This window comes from Mycoplasma sp. 888 (assembly GCF_035609225.1).
Taxonomy (GTDB): domain Bacteria; phylum Bacillota_I; class Bacilli_A; order Mycoplasmatales; family Metamycoplasmataceae; genus Mycoplasmopsis.
The window spans coordinates 472146-495687 of sequence record NZ_CP141192.1 but is presented as its reverse complement, the minus strand read 5'-3'; the positions used below and the strand labels follow the sequence as shown (position 1 = coordinate 495687).

General features: G+C 27.8%; 24 protein-coding genes, 3 tRNA genes and 1 other RNA gene. 21 read left to right on the top strand and 7 right to left on the bottom strand.

What is annotated here, in order from left to right:
• The first annotated feature begins 4 nt into the window (after positions 1-4).
• A complete protein-coding gene (dnaK, locus tag U5U50_RS02300) occupies positions 5-1807 on the top strand; it encodes a molecular chaperone DnaK (RefSeq protein WP_324672401.1) in 1803 nt (600 codons plus the stop codon).
• Positions 1808-1951: 144 nt separating this feature from the next.
• Here dnaK and U5U50_RS02295 read toward each other — a convergent pair whose 3' ends face one another.
• The 3 genes from U5U50_RS02295 to U5U50_RS02285 form a co-directional block, all read right to left on the bottom strand.
• Positions 1952-2179 (bottom strand): hypothetical protein, encoded by a 228-nt coding sequence (locus tag U5U50_RS02295; RefSeq protein WP_324672399.1) that lies wholly within the window; start codon positions 2177-2179, stop codon positions 1952-1954.
• Positions 2180-2326: 147 nt separating this feature from the next.
• Positions 2327-3493, bottom strand: coding sequence for a DDE-type integrase/transposase/recombinase (locus U5U50_RS02290; protein ID WP_324672396.1), 1167 nt, complete (start codon positions 3491-3493; stop codon positions 2327-2329).
• Between the two features lie 198 nt (positions 3494-3691).
• Positions 3692-4192 carry a hypothetical protein gene (locus U5U50_RS02285; RefSeq protein WP_324672394.1) on the bottom strand — a complete coding sequence of 167 codons (501 nt, stop codon included), beginning with the start codon at positions 4190-4192 and terminating at the stop codon, positions 3692-3694.
• A 145-nt stretch (positions 4193-4337) separates the two neighbouring features.
• On the opposite strand from U5U50_RS02285, the gene U5U50_RS02280 reads away from it, so the two are divergent.
• The 15 genes from U5U50_RS02280 (at position 4338) to U5U50_RS02210 (ending at position 17894) form a co-directional block, all read left to right on the top strand.
• A tRNA-Cys gene (locus tag U5U50_RS02280) sits at positions 4338-4412 on the top strand.
• Positions 4413-4417: 5 nt separating this feature from the next.
• Positions 4418-4494, top strand: a tRNA-Arg gene (locus U5U50_RS02275).
• A 95-nt stretch (positions 4495-4589) separates the two neighbouring features.
• Positions 4590-4663, top strand: a tRNA-Gly gene (locus U5U50_RS02270).
• 123 nt (positions 4664-4786) lie between these two features.
• Positions 4787-6205: a hypothetical protein gene (locus tag U5U50_RS02265; RefSeq protein WP_324672393.1), complete on the top strand. Its 1419-nt coding sequence runs from the start codon at positions 4787-4789 to the stop codon at positions 6203-6205.
• Positions 6206-6310: 105 nt separating this feature from the next.
• Positions 6311-6754 carry a transcription antitermination protein NusB gene (locus tag U5U50_RS02260; RefSeq protein WP_324672391.1) on the top strand — a complete coding sequence of 148 codons (444 nt, stop codon included), beginning with the start codon at positions 6311-6313 and terminating at the stop codon, positions 6752-6754.
• Positions 6754-7272, top strand: coding sequence for a hypothetical protein (locus tag U5U50_RS02255; RefSeq protein ID WP_324672389.1), 519 nt, complete (start codon positions 6754-6756; stop codon positions 7270-7272). The genes U5U50_RS02260 and U5U50_RS02255 overlap by 1 nt, the downstream gene beginning before the upstream one ends.
• Positions 7272-8426 carry an aminotransferase class V-fold PLP-dependent enzyme gene (locus tag U5U50_RS02250; RefSeq protein ID WP_324672386.1) on the top strand — a complete coding sequence of 385 codons (1155 nt, stop codon included), beginning with the start codon at positions 7272-7274 and terminating at the stop codon, positions 8424-8426. Before U5U50_RS02255 ends, U5U50_RS02250 begins: the two co-directional genes overlap by 1 nt.
• Complete coding sequence (sufU, locus tag U5U50_RS02245) at positions 8416-8838, top strand: Fe-S cluster assembly sulfur transfer protein SufU (protein ID WP_324672384.1); 423 nt, start codon at positions 8416-8418, stop codon at positions 8836-8838. Before U5U50_RS02250 ends, sufU begins: the two co-directional genes overlap by 11 nt.
• Positions 8822-10036, top strand: a complete 1215-nt coding sequence (locus U5U50_RS02240) for a DNA polymerase IV (protein ID WP_324672382.1) — start codon at positions 8822-8824, stop codon at positions 10034-10036. Before sufU ends, U5U50_RS02240 begins: the two co-directional genes overlap by 17 nt.
• A 5-nt stretch (positions 10037-10041) precedes the next feature.
• Complete coding sequence (locus U5U50_RS02235; RefSeq protein WP_324672380.1) at positions 10042-11166, top strand: nicotinate-nucleotide adenylyltransferase; 1125 nt, start codon at positions 10042-10044, stop codon at positions 11164-11166.
• A complete protein-coding gene (locus tag U5U50_RS02230; RefSeq protein ID WP_323680160.1) occupies positions 11166-11885 on the top strand; it encodes a pseudouridine synthase in 720 nt (239 codons plus the stop codon). Before U5U50_RS02235 ends, U5U50_RS02230 begins: the two co-directional genes overlap by 1 nt.
• A gap of 373 nt (positions 11886-12258) precedes the next feature.
• Entirely contained in the window at positions 12259-14646 is a 2388-nt protein-coding gene (gyrA, locus tag U5U50_RS02225) for a DNA gyrase subunit A (protein WP_416383408.1), read from the top strand.
• A gap of 142 nt (positions 14647-14788) precedes the next feature.
• Positions 14789-15214: an MscL family protein gene (locus U5U50_RS02220; protein WP_324672375.1), complete on the top strand. Its 426-nt coding sequence runs from the start codon at positions 14789-14791 to the stop codon at positions 15212-15214.
• A gap of 344 nt (positions 15215-15558) precedes the next feature.
• The gene (locus U5U50_RS02215) at positions 15559-15843 is read left to right on the top strand and encodes a hypothetical protein (protein ID WP_324672372.1); all 285 of its coding nucleotides are present in this window, start codon (positions 15559-15561) and stop codon (positions 15841-15843) included.
• Between the two features lie 143 nt (positions 15844-15986).
• The gene (locus U5U50_RS02210; RefSeq protein ID WP_324672370.1) at positions 15987-17894 is read left to right on the top strand and encodes a transglutaminase domain-containing protein; all 1908 of its coding nucleotides are present in this window, start codon (positions 15987-15989) and stop codon (positions 17892-17894) included.
• 70 nt (positions 17895-17964) lie between these two features.
• On the opposite strand, the gene whiA is transcribed toward U5U50_RS02210, so the two are convergent.
• Positions 17965-18837: a DNA-binding protein WhiA gene (whiA, locus tag U5U50_RS02205; protein WP_324672368.1), complete on the bottom strand. Its 873-nt coding sequence runs from the start codon at positions 18835-18837 to the stop codon at positions 17965-17967.
• 403 nt (positions 18838-19240) lie between these two features.
• Between whiA and infC the strand changes: the two genes are divergently transcribed.
• The 3 genes from infC to rplT all read left to right on the top strand — a co-directional run bounded on the left by infC (position 19241) and on the right by rplT (position 20461).
• Entirely contained in the window at positions 19241-19858 is a 618-nt protein-coding gene (infC, locus tag U5U50_RS02200) for a translation initiation factor IF-3 (protein ID WP_324673351.1), read from the top strand.
• A gap of 1 nt (position 19859) precedes the next feature.
• A complete protein-coding gene (gene rpmI / locus U5U50_RS02195; RefSeq protein WP_257088789.1) occupies positions 19860-20048 on the top strand; it encodes a 50S ribosomal protein L35 in 189 nt (62 codons plus the stop codon).
• Between the two features lie 62 nt (positions 20049-20110).
• Positions 20111-20461 carry a 50S ribosomal protein L20 gene (gene rplT, locus U5U50_RS02190; protein WP_324672366.1) on the top strand — a complete coding sequence of 117 codons (351 nt, stop codon included), beginning with the start codon at positions 20111-20113 and terminating at the stop codon, positions 20459-20461.
• 117 nt (positions 20462-20578) lie between these two features.
• On the opposite strand, the gene U5U50_RS02185 is transcribed toward rplT, so the two are convergent.
• Positions 20579-21232, bottom strand: coding sequence for a hypothetical protein (locus U5U50_RS02185; RefSeq protein ID WP_324672364.1), 654 nt, complete (start codon positions 21230-21232; stop codon positions 20579-20581).
• A 459-nt stretch (positions 21233-21691) separates the two neighbouring features.
• On the opposite strand from U5U50_RS02185, the gene rplJ reads away from it, so the two are divergent.
• On the top strand, positions 21692-22189 hold the full coding sequence (rplJ, locus tag U5U50_RS02180) for a 50S ribosomal protein L10 (RefSeq protein WP_323177393.1): 498 nt from the start codon (positions 21692-21694) through the stop codon (positions 22187-22189).
• 31 nt (positions 22190-22220) lie between these two features.
• Positions 22221-22592 carry a 50S ribosomal protein L7/L12 gene (rplL, locus tag U5U50_RS02175; RefSeq protein WP_324672360.1) on the top strand — a complete coding sequence of 124 codons (372 nt, stop codon included), beginning with the start codon at positions 22221-22223 and terminating at the stop codon, positions 22590-22592.
• A gap of 129 nt (positions 22593-22721) precedes the next feature.
• Here rplL and ffs read toward each other — a convergent pair.
• Positions 22722-22816, bottom strand: an RNA gene (ffs, locus tag U5U50_RS02170) — signal recognition particle sRNA small type.
• A 15-nt stretch (positions 22817-22831) separates the two neighbouring features.
• Complete coding sequence (locus U5U50_RS02165; protein ID WP_324672358.1) at positions 22832-23542, bottom strand: pseudouridine synthase; 711 nt, start codon at positions 23540-23542, stop codon at positions 22832-22834.

The following is a 23542-nucleotide window of genomic DNA, read 5'->3' as shown; positions in this document are numbered from 1 at the left end:
AAATATGGCTAAAGAAATAGTATTAGGAATTGACTTAGGTACAACAAACTCTGTTGTTACTGTTATTGAAAATAAACAACCTGTTGTTTTAGAAAACCCTAATGGGAAAAGAACAACTCCATCAGTAGTTGCATTTAAAGGAGATGAAATTATTGTTGGGGATGCTGCTAAAAGACAAGTTGAAACAAACCCAAACACAGTTGTTTCTATTAAAAGATTAATGGGAACAGATAAAACATTTAAATCAAATGGAAAAGATTACAAACCTGAAGAAATTTCAGCAATGATCTTACAATATATGAAAGATTATGCAGAAGCTAAATTAGGTAAAAAAGTAACTAAAGCTGTTATTACAGTTCCAGCTTACTTTGACAATGCTCAACGTGAAGCTACAAAAATCGCAGGTAAAATTGCCGGATTAGATGTTCTTAGAATTATCAATGAACCTACTGCAGCTGCACTTGCATTCGGTTTAGAAAAAACTGATAAATCAATGAAAGTTCTTGTTTATGACTTAGGAGGAGGAACGTTTGATGTTTCTGTTCTTGAATTAGAAAACGGAACATTTGAAGTTTTATCAACTTCAGGAGACAACCACTTAGGTGGAGATGACTGAGATCACGCTATTGTTGAATGAATGATTTCACAAATTAAATCAAAATACGATTTTGATGTAAGAAGCGACAAAATGGCTATGTCAAGATTAAAAGAAACAGCTGAAAAAGCAAAGATTGACTTATCAAACCAATCAACAGCTGCTATTAACTTACCATTCTTAGCAATCACACCAAACGGACCATTAAACGTTGAATTAGAATTAAAACGTAGCGAATTCGAAGCTATGACAGCTAATTTATTAGATAGAACAAGAAAACCTATTGAAGATGCTTTAAAAGAAGCCGGAATTACAGCTAACGACTTACATGAAGTATTATTAGTTGGTGGATCAACAAGAATGCCTGCTGTTCAAGAAATGGTAAAAAGAACATTGGGTAAAGAACCTAACCGTTCAATTAACCCAGATGAAGTTGTTTCAATCGGTGCTGCTATTCAAGGTGCTGTTTTAGCTGGAGATATTGATGACATTTTATTACTTGATGTTACACCATTAACATTAGGTATTGAAACACTTGGAGGCATTGCTACACCACTTATCCCAAGAAATACAACAATTCCAGTTACAAAATCTCAAATCTTCTCAACAGCTGCAGATAACCAAACAGAAGTTACGATTACAGTTGTTCAAGGTGAAAGAGAAATGGCTTCAGACAACAAATTATTAGGACAATTCAATCTTTCAGGTATTGAACCAGCTCCTAGAGGAATTCCTCAAATCGAAGTTAGCTTCTCAATTGACGTTAACGGTATTACAACAGTTAAAGCTAAAGATGTTAAAACAAATAAAGAACAATCAATCACAATTCAAAATTCTTCAAAATTGTCAGAAGCAGAAATTGAAAGAATGATTAAAGAAGCTGAATTAAACAAAGAAGCTGACAAAAAACGTAAAGAAGAGGCTGAAACAATCGTTAGAGCTGAATCATTAATAGAACAAATTAAAAAAGCTAACGCAGAACAAGGTGACAAATTAGATGAAAAAGCTAAAGCAGAATCTGAAAAATTAATTAGTGAATTACAAGAATTAATTAACAAAAAAGACATTCCTGTTCTTAAAACAAAATTAGACCAAGTTGAAGAAGTTATCAGAAACTTTGCTAATGCATCAGCTCAACAAAATGCTCAAAATACACAACAAGCATCACAAAATAACTCAGATGAAGATGTTGCTGAAGTAGTAGAAGAATAATTTATATAGATATTAGAACACTATAGTATAAACTATGGTGTTTTTATTTGCTTTTGTAAGTAAAAAAAACTTAATAAAACCAATAACTTGATATAAACTAAAGGGCTTTTGATTAAAATCATTTAAAATGCTATTTATTTGCTGCTAAATAACTAAATGGTTATCACAATAAATTGTTTGGTTGTTATATTTAAATCAGTTAGGCGCGTTTTTAAAATCAAATCTAAAATTATCATCTTCTTTACAAATAATATAGTGAATAAGCTTTAATCTATCTGTATCTAAATTTTTCATATCTACATTAAGCAACTCTTCAATTTTATTTTCTACTTGGTTTTTTGTTAAACGCTTACCATATTTATCATCAATCATACATAAGGCTAAATACTGTTTTAATTTATTAAGATCTTGACCTTTTTGAATTTTGATTTTATCTAAACTAGGACAAGTCTTATAGACAATTTATAAAAAACTCAAAACATCTCAACATTGTTGAGGTGTTTTTCAATTTAACACAAATTAAAATCTTTCATTGTTATATCATTCAATGTAATCTTTGATAATGTTTTTTAGTTTATCAAAGCAAATTGTTTTGTAATTTACAAAGTTTAAACACTCAGATTTGATGTTTGAAAAGAAATATTCAACTTCCCTATTATCTAATGAATTTCCGACCCTACCCATAGATACATTACCATTGTTTTTGACAACTACATCGAGATATTTAGATGATGAATATTGAAATCCGTGATCGGAATGAAGGATTCAAGGTTTTTTAAACTTGATATCCTTGATGTGTGAAATAACTAAATCTGTGTCATTTCTTCTTGATAAGTTTCAATTTAAAATTTTCTTTGTTTTATGATGTATTGCAACTGAAAGATAAACGTGGTTTTCATCTATATCGTTTGGTGCTTTTATATATGAAACATCTGTCGCAATAATATTATTTGTAATTCCATTGTAATCTCTATTTACAAGATCTTTAATCTTAACATTTGTATTCTTGATTTCTCTGACTTTACGTTTTGGCCTAACTACACAAATTAGATTTAATTTCTTCATTATTCTTCCTAATGTCCTGTAATTTATGTCCATTTTATATACTTTTAGTATATAAACACTCAATCTTCAACGACCAAAACGACCTTTATTTTCATAAAAGGCCTTTTTGACAATTGAATGTAATTCTTCATTTTCAGAATTTTGAGAGACTTCTTTGTCTAATTGCGAAATTTTCTTATAAAAAGTAGATTTTGGTATTCCTAAAAAATATATAAATTGTTTATTTGTAACAGAAGATGATTTCTTGATTTTGCTTCAATCAATTTCCATTTTATTATCTCTGAAAATTTCAATCATAATTTTTATGAATTCATTCTTTTGCTCATCAGTCATTTCTTCAATCATTGAATCATCTGTTTCAATAGGTTTCTTTTTAGGCCTTCCAGAACCCTTCCCTTTTTTAGGAGCCGTTCCTGTTTTTGAAAATATTACAGTTTCATCTTTTTGATATTCCTTAAATTTATTTCAAATTCTACGTCTAACATTTTCTTTAAAGTAATCCTTATTATATTTTTCTGAAATATAAGATGCAAATTTGTATTCATATTCATTTGTGTATTCTCAATTTTCTATTCATTTGAATAGATCTAATCATTCATAATGTTTCAATTGTTTAGCCATTTGTAAAATCCTTTCTCTTATTGTAAACAAAAAGCAGACAGTTTTTTATTTTCTGTCTACTTTTCTTGTCCTAGTTTATAACCAAAACAAGACACTATTATAAATACACCTATTATTATTTTAATACGCCTGGATAAGGTCGCTTGTTATGAGAGCTTTCGTATAAAATTAAAATAAGAGATTGAACTCTTATTTTTTTTATAATAAGAAACGCTCTAATGTTTTTTCAATTTCATCTTTTTGATCTTGGTATTGTCTTTTAATAATAATTGATTTATTATTGTAAAGATCTCTTAAAAGTTCTCCGTTATTACCATTTTCTTTTTGTTCTTCTTCAAATTCATATCATTCTTGATCTAATTTTTCATATTCTTCTTGTGTAATTTTATCTTTACTTAATTCTTTAATGGTGTTTTGTGTTAATTCTTTAAGTAAAGCATAATAATTACCTCTTTGAATTAAAACGCTTAGATTGTGATATTCTTCTGATACTTCTAATTTTTCTAAAAGTGGTAAATAAACAGTTTCAATTCTATTAAGTTCTATTTGTGATAATTCTTTTCTTCTATTGACCCTTTGTTTAGAAACATATTTATCTTCATCTTCTTTGCTTTCTATTTTATTACAACTTACTGCTGCTATGGTAGGTAAAGCCACAATTGGACTTAGTGATAATAATGCTCATTTTTTAAATTTCATATTAATTTTCTTATAAATATAATTATAAGATAAATTTATTTATTATTGTAAATAATCAGATTTATAAATAGTTGATTAAATTGTTTAAAAATTTAATAAAAAAATTTTCATAGTATAAAAAATATACTATAATAAATTAGCACAAGGCACCATAGCCAAACGGCCAAGGCATGAGTCTGCAAAACTTTGATTACGGGTTCGAATCCCGTTGGTGCCTCCATAAATGCGCCCGTAGCTCAATTGGACAGAGCGTTAGGTTACGGCCCTAAAGGTTACGAGTTCGAGTCTTGTCGGGCGCGCCAGATTTTGCTTTGCTTTGTGCGAGAAAATAAAAAATTTAAAAAATTTCGTTATAAAAAATTAATTATGTGTTATAATATTTACACTAATAACGAATGCGAGTGTAGTTTAATGGTAGAACTTCAGCCTTCCAAGCTGACTGTGAGGGTTCGATTCCCTTCACTCGCTCCATATCAGCGAGAAATCGCTGACCTCATTTGTTTTTTTGTTATGAAATACAACTCCCTTTTAGGAGTTGTTTTTTTATCTTTTTTATTTACTAAAATTTGCTTATTACTTATAATATAAAAATATATGAAGACAAAAATATATGAAGACAAAGAACTATTAAACCAAAAATTCATGAAAACATTAGAATATAAAGGTAATCATTGATATATCAATGATTTATTTAGAAGTCTTTTAAATAAAAAGATATTAATTAAATCAATTTCTCAAATAATAACCTTTTTAATAATTGTTACATTTGTTGTTTTAGCAATTTTTGGAAAATCAAATGTAGTTGAGAATAATCAATGATATACATACTTAATTTTTGCTCCAGTAATTTGAGTTATTTATTCTCTTAAATCACTCTATGATGCTAGTGAGCTGGCTAAAAAAGTTAAAAATGGTTATTACACCTTTAACTCGAGAATGCATTTTGTATTAAGTAATAAAAAGCACCTTATCAATTTACTTTATCTAACAGCAGTAATACCACTTGTTGATGTTATTTACAAAATTTTCTTTATAAACACCTTATACCTTTCAGATAAGGAAAGAAATTCGATTGAAAAAGTCGATGAATTAATTTATTTAATCAATTTAGAATCTGAAAACAAGTTTTCAAGATTCAAAAATATTGAATTTAAATTCGATCTTTATGAAATGTCAATTGCCGGAATAACAATGGGATTATTTTTAATAGTTCAGACACTTGTCAAATTTACAGGACTTTCAAAAGCTGGATTAAATTTTGAATATGTGTTTTATATTATTTATGCAATCTTTTTCACAACTTATAAAGCAGCACTTTTAGGAGTTGCATCAGACTTTTTTGCACTATTATTTAATGGTGGAATTTGATCTTGATACTGAATGTATGCAATAGTACCGATTGTAGTTGTATTGATTACAAAACTATTCGTTTTTATGTATAAAACAAAGTCAATAAAAGCGGTTATTGCGACTTTTGTAACCATACTTATCTCACTCTTTTCTACCTTCCTCACAGTTGTTTTAGTATCAAATTCAGATAATCCAAAATTTTTTGTTAAAAATAAAGGAACTAATTTAATTGAGGGTCTTAAGATCAGTAAAATTTTTGGAATTAGTGCTCTTACAGACGCTACTTTATACATAATAATTGCAATTTCATTTATTCTAACTTTTGTTCTGTTGTTCATAATGCTCTATGTGTACACAAAACAAGATCAAAATAAGAAAATTGCAAGTTACTTCATAAATTTATTTATGATTATCGGAATCGTTCTAATTGTTATGATTGTATGTAGATGAATTTATGGGCCTTATGTTTTCGTTAATTATGCAAACTTATTCTTAAAACGTAATTACACAGTAGGGAATAATTATCTAATAATTATGATACCAATCATATTCAGAACCTTAATTTCAATTCCAATTTATGTATTTATTTTATCTACTTTATTCTCACTTCTTGAATTAATCAAAAACAAGATCGAAGCAAGAAAAACTGTTAAATATATCTAACTAAAAGTTAGATATTTTTTTAAACTTTCTATACCATAGAACTAAAAGCAAAATACACAAAAACATTTTTTTAATATAATTAAAAAAATATTTAAGGAGTATTTTATGAGTAATAAAAAATCAAGAAGAGAAATCAGATTAAATGTTATTCAAGTTCTTTATAAATACGAACTTTTAAATGAAGCAATTGATGTTCCTGCTGCAGTTACTGAATTTGATTTTATTGATATTGAAGAAACAAAAAGATTAAGTTTAATTGCATCTAACTACAAGTTTTTAAGAAAAACTTTATCATCGCTTTTAAACAGTGACTGAAGTTGAGAAAGACTTTCCCCAGTTGTTAGAGCAATCATTTTAAACGGTGCTTTTGAATTGTTCAATAATCAACCTAAAATTGTTTTCAATGAATCAGTTGAAATTACAAAAATGTTCTTCCTACCAGCATCAGATCGATTAAACGTGACACAAGAAGAAAGCTACTACAAGTTTGTTAATGGTATTTTAGAAAACTATTACAAATTAATTCAGTTAATGGATAAAGCAAAATAATGCCATCAATCAAAATTAACAATCTTAAATTTGTAATTGCATACAACTCACATCTAAAAAAGATTATCAAACAATTTCATTTTACAATTGAGCAGTTCGCTAACTACAAGTTGATCAAAAAGCAATCAGATAATTCAGTTTACAGTAAAAAAGAAATGAGTATTTCTTCAAATACACTTAATGAACTTATTGATAAATTTTTAAGTTACATTGAATTTGAAGAAAACACAACTGATTCTCAAAAACGAATGATTAGCGACTTTTATCATTTTATGTTCTATCAACTAATTGGCAAATATTACAACATTGATAATTTTACTTTTGATATTGAATATTTAGAAAATAACCAAATTAAGTTAGTTAACAATAAGTCATTATCAAAAAAAGAAACTAAACAAGAGTTTGATCTTTTAGTTAATAAAGTTAAAAGAACATACTACTATGACTTTTTAGATGAGTTTCAAAAATTACCAAATTACAACACTGTTTTACGTTCTATTCTAAAGAAGGTGCTTTAATGAAAAATAAAGAAATTAGAGAACAATTTCCAATCTTAAAGTCTATTGTTTATTTTGATTCAGCTGCCTTAGTTTTAAAACCTCAAACTGCAGTTGATGCTTTAGTTGATTTTTATTGTAATAAATCAATTTCATCACGTACAGCAGATACACCAATCGGTAGTGAAGTTAATCAAACAATTTCAAGAGTTCGTTCAAAAGTCGCTGATTTAATTAATGCAAAAGAAACAGAAGTTATATTCACATCAGGAACAACTGAATCAATTAATATGTTTGCTCAAATGATGGGGCAAATTCTAAAAGATGATGATGAAATTTTATTAAGCTCATACAATCACTCTTCAAACATTATTCCTTGATTAGAAATTGCTAAAAAAACAAATTCAAAAGTTGTTATGTCAAATGACATTTTGAGTGACATTAATGAGAAAACTAAACTCATTTCATTTTCTAGTGAAACTAACAACTTTAATATTTCGTTAGATATTAATTCAATTTGTAAGATAGCAAAAGAAAAAAATATTGTAATTTTAGCTGATGCAGCACAAGCTATTAGTCATAAAAAAACTTCCTTAAATGATTTTGATGCAATAGCATTCAGCACAAATAAATTTTATGGACCAACAGGAATGGGTGTCTTAGCAATTAAAGATACATTACTTTCACAATTTAAACCAGTTAAATTTGGTGGTGGTTCAGTTGATGCGATCGGTGAAGATAATAATTGAACTATCAAAAAAACAATTTCAAGATTTGAACCAGGAACACCTGATTTAGGTGGTTTCTTTATGTTTGATAAATCACTTGATTTTTTCAACTCAATTGGATATGAAAAAACTCAAGAAATTCTTAAGGATTTATCAACTTACTTACACAATCAATTAGCTACATTAGATAATATTGAAGTTTTCTCAAAATCAGGTGACAACATTGCCCTTATTAATGTAAAGGGAATTAATCCTCAAGATGTTGCTACTTATTTAGGTTCAAAAGGAATTTACACAATAGCAGGAATTTTCTGTGCTCCTTATTTAAGAAACATTCAAGATAATTATTCATTTTTAAGAATTTCACTTGGAATTTACAATTCATATGAAGATATTGACAAACTTGTTGAAGAGTTAAAAAATGGAGGTGACTTTTATGCGTTTTAATCAAAATGAAGCTCGTGAAATGATTATGGAGCATTATAAAAACCCAATTAACAAAAAAGATTTAGATGATAAATTTCAAACCCATTACAGCAATACTTGTTCTGACAAAGTTCAATTAGATATTCAATGAGAAAATCACAAAATCAAAGAAGCAAACTTTAACGGAATTGGATGTGCAATTTTTGTTGCTTCAACTGATATGTTCTTAAGTTTAATTAAAAACAAAACTAAAGAAGAAATCTCAAATCTTATTTTGATTTTTGAAAAGTTTGTTAATCAAGAACAATTAAGTGATGAGCAAATTACAAAATTAGAAAATCTTTGAGTTTTCTATAATGTTAAATCACACTTAAATAGAGTTAATTGTGTTCTTTTGATCACAAAAGCTTACCAAGATGAGAACAACAATTAAAAAACCAATTATTTTCCATATTGACTTTGATAGTTACTTTGCATCAGTGGCAAGATTAAAATACCCCCTACTCAAAGAAAAACCAATTGCAATATGCAAAAGTAAATCACATGCAATAGCTGTATCTATTAGTTACGAATTAAAAAACACAAAATTAGTTCGTGTTGGAATGAAAAAAGAAGAAATCAAAAGGCTAGTTCCTGAAACAGTGTTCGTAGATGTTGATATGGATTTATGCATTAGTACATCTAACTCTATTTTTGGTTTTTTAGGTAGAAAATACACTGAAAATATTCATATATCCTCAATTGATGAATGTTTTTTAGATGTGACTAATTTAGTTTATAAAACAAAAGTTTCACCAAAGTTTTTAGCTAGACAAATCCAACAAGAAATCTTAAGAGTTTTTGATATCCCAATCACAATCGGTATATCTCACAACAAATTTTTAGCTAAGATGACTACTAACATTTCAAAACCATTTGGAATTGGATTTACTAATGAAGCTAATTTCAAAGATCAATTTTTTCACTTACCAATTGGTGAATTTCACGGAATTGGTTGAAGGTCTGCTCTAAAACTTGAATCAATGGGACTAAAAACAATTGGTGACCTTTACAAAACATCTACAAATATGTTGCTAATGCAAACATTATTTGGTAAGTATGCTGAAACAATACTTAAAAATTTACAACCTTATTATTATGAAAATATTCAACATCATGAAGAACAACTTCAAGGGTTAGGGAACGAAATTACTTTTGAAGATTACTATATGGATGAAGAAATTAAAATCAAATACTTTGATGATCTAATTAAAAAAGTTTCAGGAAGAGCTATTAAACATAATTTAGTTGGAAATGTAGTTTCTGTTTTAATCAGAACCAAAGAGAAAAAATGATTTACAAAGCAACATAAAATTTCCAAATATATCAACACATATGAAGATTTGCATAGAGTTGCTTTTGATTTATTTGATAAACACTTCAGGGATAAAGAATATATTGGTATAGGTGTAAGAATATCAGGTCTTAGAAATGTTTTTGATATTTACATACCAGTTCCGTTATTCCAAGAAGCTACTGAAATTAAAAAGTATGAAAACTTAAATATTAACTTTGCAAAGATTGGTGTAACCAAAAATGTAAACAAAGAAAAAAGTAAATTCACCTTACAAGGTAGCTTATACAGAAAGTAGGTATTATGAAAATAGGAATTTTTGGTGGTTCATTTGATCCGGTTCATAAGGGTCATTTAGAAATTGCTAAATATGCAATTAACGAACTTAATTTAGATAAATTAATTTTTGTTCCTGCATATTCATCACCATTTAAGACAACTAAAAAAATTGCTTCAGGTGAGCACAGGATTAAAATGATTCAATTATCAGCAGATGGAGAAGATAAAATCGAAGTATCTGATTTTGAAATTAAACGTGGTGGAATTAGTTATACAATTGACACACTTAAATACTTTAAAAATAAATACAAAAATGACCAATTATTCTTGCTCATTGGTTCAGACAACTTAATGTCACTTAATAAATGAAAAAATATTGATGAAATTTGTAACCTTGCAAAAATTGTTGTTTTCAAAAGAAGTAACAATTTCAATAAAATTTATGCAAAAAAATATAATGCTTTAATTTTAAATAACTCAATTAGACCTGAATCATCTACTTTATATAAAAAAGGTGAATTAAACTTTGTTCCAGAAGTTGTTGCAGATTACATTGCAGAACACAGATTATATATAGAGCAAATTATTTTCAATACACTTACAGCACTTAGAGCAAAGCACTCTATGTCTTGTGCTGGATTTGCAGTTGCACTTGCAAAAGCACACGGACTATCTGCTAGAGACGCTTATTTTGCAGGGTTAGTTCACGACATTGCAAAAGAAATTGATCCCGAAGTTTCAATGCAGATAATTAAAGAAAATGAACCTGAATTGTTAGATAGTTTCGAAAACCATATGCTGCACCAATATACAGGTTATTTAATTCTTAAACACGCTTTGAGAATTAAAAATGAAGATATTTTAAATGCAGTTAAATATCACACATCTATGAGAGAAAATATGGCGCTGCTTGATATTGTGGTTTATATAGCTGACAAAATTTGTCAAGGTAGAAAGTATCCTGGCATCCAAAAAGTAAGAGCTCTAGCTTTAAAAGATTTAAAAGCAGGATTTTCACAAGCAGTTCAAGATGCTTATGATTACAACATTAACAAAGGAGTTGTCTTTTCAGATAAGCAACTTGCTTTATATAACAAATACAGAAGTGGTAAATCACCTTTAGATATAGATTTGAAAGAAGGTAACTAATGGAAATGCAAGAAAGATTACAAAAGATTCTATCTAAAGCGGGAGTTGCTTCAAGAAGAGAAGCTGAACAAATGATTTTAGATGGAAGAATTTCTGTTAATGGTTATATAGCTAAATTGGGTGATAAAGCTTCATTTAATGATGAAATTTTAGTTGATGGATTACCAATTAATGGTGAAGAACAAAAAGTTTATTTTGTTCTAAATAAACCACCAAAAACTGTATGTACACTTAAAGATAATTTCAATAGAGCAAAAGTTACTGATTTAATTGATACACCTTACAAAATTTTTCCTGTAGGTAGATTAGATTACGATACAACCGGAGTTCTTATCCTTACAAACGATGGAGATTTAGCTAATAAATTAATGCACCCATCATATGAAGTTGTAAGAGTTTATAGAGCAAGATTAAATGAACCGCTTGATAAAAAAGAATTAGCTAAATTAAACAAACCTGTAATTATTAATAAAAAATTTTCAAACCAACAAGTTATCCACATTGAATCAAAAAGTTACTTTGTTGTTTTGACGCAAGGAACTTACCATCACGTTAAGGAATTATTCAAATTAGTTGATAAAGAAGTTATCAATCTTAAAAGAGTTGAATATGGTGGAATTACAGTTGAAAACATTCCTGTAGGAAAATATAGACCACTTACAATCAAAGAAGTTAAAACCTTAAAAGCGTGAGTAAACAAACCAAAGGCTAAAAAATAGTCTTTGTTTTTTACTTTTAAAGCTTGCACACAGTCGTAAAAGGGAAAAATAATGTATGTTATATAAATTTGTAAAAAATATATAATATATTTAAATTACATTTAAATATATCCTGTTAGGAGTTTGTATGATAGATAATAAAGACAAAGACAAGAAATTAATTGAAGAAATTGATGTTACATTAAAAGCTTCAGACGATACAGAATTTGAATATGAAGAAAATAACAAAATGATCTTCAAGAAAAAACAATCAGTAATTGAACAAGTTGAAGAAGAGGAAGAATTACCTCAAAACAATGATGAATATCAAGTTCAATCTCAAATCATTGAGTCACCAACAGAAGGATTAATTCCAATTGTTATTGATAACGAAATGAAGCAATCATTCCTTGAGTACTCTATGAGTGTTATTGTTTCACGTGCTCTTCCAGATGCACGTGATGGACTTAAACCAGTTCACCGTAGAATTCTTTACGATATGTCAGAATTAGGAATTACACCTGGTTCACAACATCGTAAATCAGCTCGTATTGTAGGGGATGTTTTAGGGAAATATCACCCACATGGTGATTCATCAGTTTATGAAGCTATGGTTCGTATGGCTCAAGATTTCTCAATGCGTTATCCACTTGTAGATGGACATGGGAACTTCGGATCAATCGATGGTGACTCTGCTGCTGCTATGCGTTATACAGAAGCAAGAATGTCTAAAATTGCTTCTGAAATGTTAGAAGGAATTAAAAAAGATACAGTTGATTTTGTAGACAACTATGATGGGAGTGAAAAGGAACCTACAGTATTACCTTCAAGATTTCCTAACTTACTTGTTTCAGGTTCATCAGGAATTGCTGTTGGTATGGCGACTGAAATTCCACCACACAACTTAGGTGAATCAATTGATGCAGCTATTGCTCTTGCTAAAAATCCTGAAATTACAGTTAGAGAATTAATGCAACACATTAAAGGACCTGACTTCCCGACTGGTGCAATTATCCTTGGGACAAAAGGAATTTTAGAAGCATATGAAACTGGAAGAGGAAGCATTCCTGTTCGTTCAAAATGTGAAGTTATTGAGCAACCTAATGGAAAATCAAAAATTATTATTAGAGAAATTCCTTATGCAATTAAAAAAACTACAATCATTGAAAAGATTGCTGAATTGCACAAAGCAAAAGTTGTTGAAGGAATTACAGACTTAAGAGATGAATCAAACAGAGAAGGTATTCGTTTAGTTATCGATGTTAAAAAAGGTGTGAATCCACACATTCTTTTAAACAAGTTATTCCAAAAATCAAATATCCAAACATCATTTAACTTTAACTTAGTTGCTATTGTTAATGGAGAACCTAAAACGTTAAACTTAAAACAAGCTCTTGAAGTGTTTATTGAGCACCAAAAAGATGTTGTTTCAAGAAGACTTAAATTTGATTTGAATAAAGCAGAAGAACGTGCTCATATTTTAGCTGGATTAAAAATTGCTGTATCAAACATTGATGAAGTAGTTAAAATAATTAAACAATCTAAAACAGATGCTGAAGCTCAAGAAAAATTATCAAGCAGATTTAATTTAACTGAAAGACAAACAAAAGCTATCCTTGAAATGCGTTTAAGCAGATTAACAGGATTAAACATTGAAAAAATGGATCTCGAAATTAGTGAATTAAATGTTGAAATCACTCATTACAAAGACATTTTATCTTCAGAAGAAAAATTAATTAACCAAATTGTTTTAGAACTTGAAGAAATCAAAGAAAAATTCAATGACAAACGTAGAACTGTTATTGATGAATCAGCTGTTGGTGTTATTTCAGATGAAGATTTAATCCATGAAAGAGAAATTGTTATTACATCAAGCTCAAAAGGTTATGTTAAGAGAATTGACTTAGATGAATACAACACACAACGTAGAGGTGGAGTTGGTTCAGTAAGTATGAAAACTTACGAAGATGATGATATTGCAATGATTATTCACGCATCAACACATACAAACTTATTATTATTCTCAAACATTGGTAAAGTTTATGCATTAAGAGGACACCAAATCCCAGAAGGTTCAAAACAATCAAAAGGAGTTCCTTTTGTAAACATCCTTTCAGGGCTAGATGTTGAAAATGGAGAAAAAATTATCTCAATTCTTAATGTTGATAAATTCTCAGATGAACAATATTTAGTAACTGTAACTAAACAAGGTATGTTTAAAAAATCTGATCTTAAATTATTTGCAAACATTAGAAAAAATGGGCTTATTGCATTTAAATTAAAAGAAGGTGATCAGTTAGTTAGAGCATTTGTGATCGGAAATGAAGAATCTGTATTAATTGCAAATAACTACAGAAATGTATGTATGTTCAAATCTGATGACATTAGACCACTTTCAAGAAATTCATTAGGAGTTAAGGGAATTAAACTTGATGATAATCAAGAAGTTGTATCAGCTTCATCAGATAGCGAAGGTTCATTAATCCTTACACTTGGTGAAAAAGGATTTGGAAAACTTACAGACAAAGAACAATTTAGATTAACAAGAAGAGGTTCTAAAGGAGTTGCCGGGATTGATAGTAACAAAGCTGGAAACTTAGTATTTGCTAGATTTGTTAATACAAACGATGAGCTTTTAGTAATTACATCATCAGGTTCAACAATAAGAACTCAAATTAACCAAATTTCTGAAACAGGAAGAAATACTAAAGGTGTAAAAATTATTAACTTAAAAGACAACGATTCAATTGTTGCTGTTGAAGTTATTTCGCAAGATAATTAAGAAGTAAAATGATGCTAAAAATAAATTAGCATTATTTTTTTATTCCTTGCATTAAGTTTAAAAAGTATATAATAACGTCATTAATTTATTAAAATGCAAAACGATGAAAATATATAAAAACTTAATTTGGAAAGGAATTGAAATGTCTAAAAAATCTTCAATTTTCAAAAAGTCATTAGTTGATGCTAAAAACAATTTAAAACGTGGAAACATTTTATTATTAGCTATTGCTTTCATTTTAGGAGCAGTATTCAGTGCTTTAGTTGCTTCATTAGCAAACGATATTATTATGAACCCGATTTCTAAAGCATTAGGATTTGAAGAATTATCAAAAATGGAATTAAATGGTATTCTTTACGGAAAATTCTTAGCTGCATTATTAACATTTATTATTGTTTCATTTGTTGTATTTGTAATTTTATTAGGATATTTCTTAATTGCTAACGCTATTGCAGCTTACAAAGCTGCTAAAAAACCAACAGTTGCTGAAGCTCCAACTAAATCCACAACAGAAGAATTAATCTTAAAAGAATTAGTTAAACTTAATGACAAAATGGATAAAAAATAATTTATCCAAAAATCAAAAACTACCTTTTAATTAACAAGGTAGTTTTTTCTGATTTTTTCAAATAAAGTTCAAATTGATAAACAAATAATGGTCAATGCGTATTTTTGATATTAGGAATTACAGTTTATATCATTCACATTTTTCATTTTTTATTACTTTTAAGTTTATTACAGTGACCAATAGTTGCTTAAACCAATGTGACGTGGGAGTAAGAAATAAATCCTTGCAATAACTAACGTTTTATAATTAAATTAAGAATGAATTAAGAAGAAAATAATAAGAAAAATTAATAACAAAAAAATAGTTGAAATGTAAAATTTAATGAATCTAACGTAAATGTTTGTATGAGTGCTTGTGATAACACAAAAGATGGAATTCACATCAAATTCCATAATTCTAATTGAAAATCAGTCGATGAACTGAAGAAAAAAGACAGAAATAAGGTTAAATTATTGATTGAAAACATTGATGTTAATGAAAATTTAATTAATGAATTTAATAAGAAAATTGAAGAATTAAGAATTAATAAATGTAATTATTTATGATATGCATTTAAAGATGTTTTCAATACTGGTCATTTTATGAAACGTTTGAATTTTAGACTACAAAAAATAATTAATTGAATATAAATTCATGGGTTTAAATTTCTTTATTTTTATTAAGTTTTTTAGAATAAATTAATTTAATTGCTTAAAAATATAATAAAAGGTATATCATTTAATTATATAAAGAGTAATTAAATAATTATTTATCTACTTACAGATGGAGATTTATGAAAAAATCAAGTTTATTTAAATTATTGTTTTTAGCTCCTGCAACAAGTTTACTAATTTCAGCAATTTCTTGTGGTACTAAAAACATTAAAGAACCGATACCTGCTGAACCAGGAAAACCAACACTAATAAAACCAAAACCTGTAGTTTCTACTCTTGAACCTGATCCAGAACCAACTAATCCTGTTACTAAACCGGAACAACCTGTGAAACCTTTTAATCCAGAGTTAAATCCGGTAACACCAGAACTGAATGCTCCAGAAAAATTAAATAGTGTTGAATCATACAAATCACAAATTGAACAAACAAGAGTTGACTTTAGCAATTACTTAAACAATTATGCAAATGTTTATAAAGGACGTGCTGAATCGTTTGCATTTTATATAGCTAGACCTGAGGGTACTGATGAACAATATGAATCTTACAAAAGTTTTGCCGATGTAATTTTTGACAAAATTAACATAGTAATTGATGGATGAGATACTATAGTAGAAAATAACGCAGAATCTGCTAAAGAAGAATATGCAAAAATTAACAAAATGTTTTCAACATTTGTTAAAGGTTTTAATAAGCAGTTAGCTTTAATAAATCCTCCTACTTATTCTTTAAAATCTCAAATGACAATTGATGAAGTTAAAGAACATTTCAAAGAAATTATTCAAAGAGTTGTTGCAGATAAAAATGAAGATCATTCAAATGACGAAAACTACAAGCCATTAAATGGAAGAGTCAATTATGATAAAAATGGATATTTAATTCCTGCTGATACATATTATGAAGTTGTTAAAGATTTCTTAAAATCAGGTTTTAGAAATTTCAAACAAATTTCATTAGTTTCAACATCAACAATTTCATTTGAAGTTACACCAGAGAATAAAGTTTATGGAATTTTAATAAATGCAAATGACTTTAGAAGAAACAATATGAATCAAGTAGTTGATAAATACGTTGAAAATGCGCTTAGTTTAGTTGATAATTCAATGAATACTTATGAAAAAGTCTATGTGCTAGGTAAATATGTTTTAGAAAACTTAATTTATAAAACTGAATCAGGTGGCGAAACAATGAACTCACACGACTTTGCTTACATCGAACATAAAGGTGTATGTAGACATTATGTTGATCAAATGGCACTACTTTTATCTAATGTAAATATTCCATACAAAGTGATGCAAGGTGACTACCACACTTGATTAAACATTCAAAATGAAGATGGTAAATGATTCTCAACTGATCCAACACATGCAGATACAGGAAAAGCTGAAAAATACTTTCCTCTAGGAAAATCAGGTGAAATCGATTTAGATTTTGAAATGAAAAACTTTTTTAATTATCAAAATGCAGTTACAACAGATTTCAAATTATTTGATTTAGAACCAAATGATGGTTCAAATAAAACAATTAACTTTATTTCTCAAGAAATGCATAATTCATTATTTAATAAGTGAGTTTACAAACTTAAAGATATGTATGCAGATGGAGAAGAAATTTCATCATTAAACTATAGCGATCATAAGTTGTATTTTATTTCGACAAAAGATAATCAACCTAAATTACAATACGTTGAAACAAACAAAACTATCCCAATTGAAAATATTGAAAACTCAATTCATACAGTTGATGAATTTGGTTCATCAGTCAATGGACTAAGATTAAAAGTTTTACCAAAAGCTGCTATGCATGGGGATAAAATGTTCTTTATGGCTCAAAATGATAATAAAAATTATATTTATTCATACAATATTAAAACGTCTGGACTTAAAAAAGAATTTGCATATAGTGGATATTACAAAAACTTCTTTATCTTCGTAAATCAAAATGAAAACAAACTTGAGTTTTCATTTGGAGATCAAAATTCAGAAAACAAATTAGTTAAGTTGTTTAACTTAAATTTACAAAATCAATAGAAATTAAAGCAGACTAAAATGTCTGCTTTTTGATTAAAAAAAACATCTCAAGTTACTGAGATGCAAAACTCTATTTTTTAGCATTCTTGTGTTCTGAAACAATTTCATTAAGTTTTCTAAATCAGTGATTTATTCCACTTTTTGAAACATACATATTATGTCCGGTGTTAAGTAAATTTGACAATTCAGGAAGTGACAATCATTTGTTTTCAACTTTTAATCTAAATAAAACAAGTTGATTGTCTGTGAAATGAATATCTAATCCATTTTCAAACATATAGTTAATGTTTTCAATATGCTTAATTGTGCTCTTTGCAATCTTATTAATATTACTCATATCGATATTATTAATACGGTTAACAACATTTTCAAAGTCACGAGCAATAATTATGTTTTGAAGCTTGTATCAAGACTTTTTAGCATCGATAGCTGCTAAAAACTCAATAACTTTTTCCTTATTTTTAAGGTAAATTATATATTTATTATTCCTATTCAAGAAGTTGAAATTAAAGTCATATTGATTTAGTTTTTCTTGAATTTTTACTAAGTGTCCAGGATTATGCGAAGAAATTTCTAAATGGTATGAAGTTGATGATTTTCCTGAGATGTTACCACTTCCAAAGAATACACCTGCAAAAAAGCTTGTAAGTGAATCTTTAAAACCAATTTCATCAATCATTTCAAGGTCAGAAATCTTAATTAAAATTTTAGTTTTTCATTTTAGATTAATGATTGGTTTAATATTAATTTTTTCAAGTTTTCTAAGCAATTTTGAATAAAGATATTCATTTTTAATTTTGAGAACATAAAACTCTTTTTCAACTTCTGCAGCACAAAAAAGTAAACCACTTAAAAACCTTTTAATTTCGTGTGGTTTAGATAAGTTGTTTATGACTTCTTTTTTTAGCTCTCAACTAAACGATGTTTTATGCTCTTTTTTCATAGTTTAATTATAAAAAATATAATATTTTATGTATATTATTTTTTAACAAATAAGTAATATTTTTAATTCATAAAAATGTATATAAAAGTTAGATTTAGATAGTCAAATAAAATAAATTTATTTGTAATTACTTGAATAAATAAAATTGCTAAAATTTTTTTACCTTACACATAGGCATATTAGTTAAAAACCAACATATAACATAGTTATATGCAAGGTTAATCAAAAAATATTTTTTTGATAAAATTAAAAAGCAATATAAAAGTTTAAATTGCAGAAAAGTAGAAGACACTTCTCACCTGATGACCATAGTCTTGGGTTTAGCTACAATTAAACGTATCAAAAATTCTGATACCTTTTTTAGTAGAACAAGGAAGTGGGTAACCACTTTTTTACTTAACATTTATTTAAGGAGTATATTATTCAAGCAAAAGGAAAGAAAACACCTTCAGAACATTACGTAAATTCTGATATTCCATTCAAACAAGTTTTTGTAATCGGAGCAGATCAAGAAAAAATTGGTGTAATGTACACATCTGAAGCAATTGAATTGGCAAAAAGCCAGAGAATGGACTTAGTTTTAATAAGCGTTGAACCTAAACCAATCTGTCGTATTCTTGATTACGGTAAATTTAAATATGATCGTAAAAAGAAAAATAAAGAACTAAAAGAAAAACAAACAATTATCCAAAATCGTGAAGTTAGATTAACTGCGATGATTGGAGAAAATGATTTACTTACAAAAAGTAGAAAAGCTAGAGAATTTCTTTTAAAAGGTGACCGTATCAAAGTTTCATTAAAATTAAGAGGACGTGAATTATTGATGAAAGATTTAGGGATCAAGACTTTAGAAAAATTCTTCACAACATTAGAAGATATTGCTGAAATCACATCAGAACCTAAATTAATCAATAATCGTTTCCTTGACATGAATCTCCAACCAAATAAACAAAAAGTACTTAGATACCAAAAAGAAAAGAATCTTGAATCAAAAAATCAAGATGCTAAAGAAGGAGAATAAAATGCCAAAAATGAAAACTAAAAGTGCGTTAAAAAAACGTATTAAAGTTACAGGAACAGGTAAAATCTTAAGAGAACAAGCTTACCGTTCACACTTAGCACAAAACAAAACTACAAAACAAAAACGTCACTCACGTAAAGCTGCTCTTATGTCTAAATCAGACCTTAAAAGATTTAAAGCTTTAATCTAATCTTGTTAAGTTAATTCATAAACAAGATAATAATTAACATTATTTAAGAAAGGAATTAAATTATGGCAAGAGTTAAAGGTGGAACAGTTACAAGAGCAAGACGTAAAAAATGAATAAAATTAGCTAAGGGATATTTTGGACACAAATCAATCGGTTACAAAGTTGCTAAACAAGCAGTTGTAAAATCTTGAACATATGCTTTCAGAGACCGTAAACAAGTTAAAAGAAACTTCCGTAAATTATGAATCGCTCGTATCAATGCTGCAGTTAGAGCAGAAGGAATGAGCTACTCAAGATTTATTAACAGTTTAAAAAGAGCAGGTGTTACAATTAACCGTAAAATGCTTTCAGAATTAGCTATCAATGAACCAAAAACATTTGCAGTTTTAGTTGATATTGCAAAACAAGCTTAATTTTAAATTACTATTCACACATCCGAATGGATGTGTTTTCTTTTGCTTTTTAATGTCTTAAAATCGCAAAATAAAATCTCGGAATAAACTTCCGAGATAGTATATAAGCTATATGAATTAATTTTGAGGTTTGTCAACAAAATTTCTAATGATACTTTTAGCGGTAACATCAACATTAGCAAAGATTGGTTTTCATTCTCAATCTATTAATGTATTTTGAGGAACAATATGATCGAAACTAATGTTTACTAATTTATCAAAACTTGTTTCAGTTGAGTTGTCATCAACACCTTTAACAAATTTTTCAGGGTCAAAGTATTTTTCAATTCTGATTGAAACAATTTTAACTTCATCATCAGGTGAAACCATTTCTTTAACTGAATTAATGTTTCCTTTGAAGTATTCTAACTCATTAGGGAAACGTAAGTCGTCAATGATGAATAAACTGCTTTTACCTGCTTTAGAAGATTCGCTAGCAATTGATTTAATTTTTTCAAAAACTCTTGAACATCAAATGTTTGTATCGATGTTTCTTCCAACTTCCCCCATAGCGATTCAAAGTGGTCTAACGATTTCTTTGTCTTGACCATTTCAATTAATTTCATCTAAGATCGGTTGAGTAATTTGTTTAATTGGTTGTGCAAAAGATAAAATATGTGTGTTATCTTCAAATTGAGGTTTTAATTGTTTTGAAAGTTCATTACTTAATAAACCTTTTCCACTACGTCTTTTACCGTTGATTAAAATAATAACGTGTTTATTTTTGCCCATATTGTCTCCTTGTAAATCTATATAAATTTATTGTTAATAGTGCATTAAATTATGCGTTTTATGAATCTAAATTTAAAATAAAAACAACGAATAGAAATTGATTAATTTCTGATTGCTGTAAATGAATTATAAAGACAAAATTTGAAAACAAAAAGAAATAGATAAAATTTTCACAAAATGTGAAAAATAGGAAAATTACAATTTTTTAGATTAACAAAATTTACTAATAACATTAGAAAATTAAAAATTTAATTTTATTTTAGAAAACTACTTTTATTACTATTCTATAGGTATAAAAGTATCAAAAGTATTATTCTAATTTTTAAGTTATGCTATATAATATAAATGCAATACATATAGACAGTAACTGTATAAATGCTTATACTTAATTTGTTACCGAGTGTATCTCATTCCTGTTCAAATTGTATTGCGTAATAGATTTTGAAGGGAGGCACAAGTATGTCAGAATCAAAATTAAAAGCAGCTAAAAAAGAAGTTGTTTTAGAAATTGTTGATAAAATTCAAAACTCTAAAGCTGTTGCTTTTGCTGAATACCGTGGTTTAACAGTTTCTGAATTAGAAGAGTTCAGAAAAGAAGCTAAAAAACTTGGTGTTGACATCAAAGTTTACAAAAACCGTTTATTCAACTTAGCAGCACAACAAACAGGATTTGCTGACTTAGCAGAATACTTAGTTGGTCCAAACATTTTCGCATTCTCAAACAATGACGATATGTCAGCAGCTAAATTACTTACAAAATATGCTAAAACTCACAAATTATTAGTTGTAAAAGCTGGAACATTTGAAGGTAAAGTTATCAACGCTGCAGGTGTTAAAGAAGTTGCTACTCTTCCAACATATGAAGAAGCACTTGGAATTCTTGCACGTTCAATGATGGCACCATTACAACAAATTTCATTATCACTTAAATTAGTAAGTGAAGGTAAAACAGAATAGTAAAAATATTTAGTTTGAAAGGAAATATATTATGGCTAAATTAACAAAAGAAACATTCATCGAATCATTAAAAGAAATGTCAATTAAAGAAGTTATGGAACTTGTAGACGCTATGAAAGAAGAATTCGGAATCGACCCTACAGCTGCTGTTGCTGTTGCTGCAGCTCCTGCTGAAGGTGGTTCAGAAGAAAAATCAAGCGTTAAAGTTGTTTTAAAAGCTGACAACGGTAAAAAAGTTGCAATCATTAAAGTTGTTAAAGACTTATTAGGTGTTGCTTTAATGGATGCTAAGAAAATCGTTGACACATTACCAGCTGTTGTTAAAGAAAACATTAAACCAGAAGAAGCTGAACAAATTAGAGCAGCTTTAGTTGAAGCTGGTGCAGACGTTTCAGTTGAATAATATAACTTCAATTAATTCAAATTTATAATTAAAAAACCTTACAAAATCTGTAAGGTTTTTCTTTTTTATCTCATTAACTATAAAAAAAGTGAGAACTCATGGTTGTACGCCAGACTCTCTTTAAAAATATCTAAACAAAACCACCAGACACAGCACTTCCTCATGTGGCTGCTACATTTCTGTCCTGACCAGGTTAGTGGGTTACTGTTCTGATGGCTTAAATATTATAACACCATTTTTTAATATTCTATATTTTTTAATTTTAATATTTCATCTTCAGTTAAATATCTAAACTGACCCTCTTGTAGTGTTTCGTTTTTAATATCTAAGAAAGCAAATGAAATTCTTTGTAATTTAGTCACTGTTAAATCAAAATGTTTAAACATTCTTTTAACTTGATGGTATTTGCCTTCATTTATTGTAAGATTTGCAGAATTAACTGAAAGAATTTGAAGTTTTGAAGGTAAGACAATTTCATTGTCTCCTATATCAAAACCTTTTTTAAATTCAGTTATTAAGTTTTGGTCAATTTTATTATCAACTTCAACATAGTAAATTTTCTCAACATGTTTTTTAGGTGAAAGTAAATCATGAGTTAATTGCCCATCATTTGTTATTAATAGTAGTCCTGTAGTGCCTTTGTCTAATCTTCCCACTGTGTGAATATTTTTATATGAGTTAATGTATTCATCTAATAATTCAAAAACAGTTTTATTTAAGTTATCATAATTTGCACAAACATAGTCAGCAGGCTTATTTAGTAAAACATAAATAAATTCTTGTTTAGGAACAATTAATTTGTCATCTAAATAAACTTCTTCATTGATTATATTAATAATTGATTTAACCACTTTGTTATCAACTTTAATTCTTTTAGAGGAAATTAACTTTTTAGCATTAATTCTACTGATGTTTAAATTAAATGAAAGTCATTTATCTAATCTGGTCAT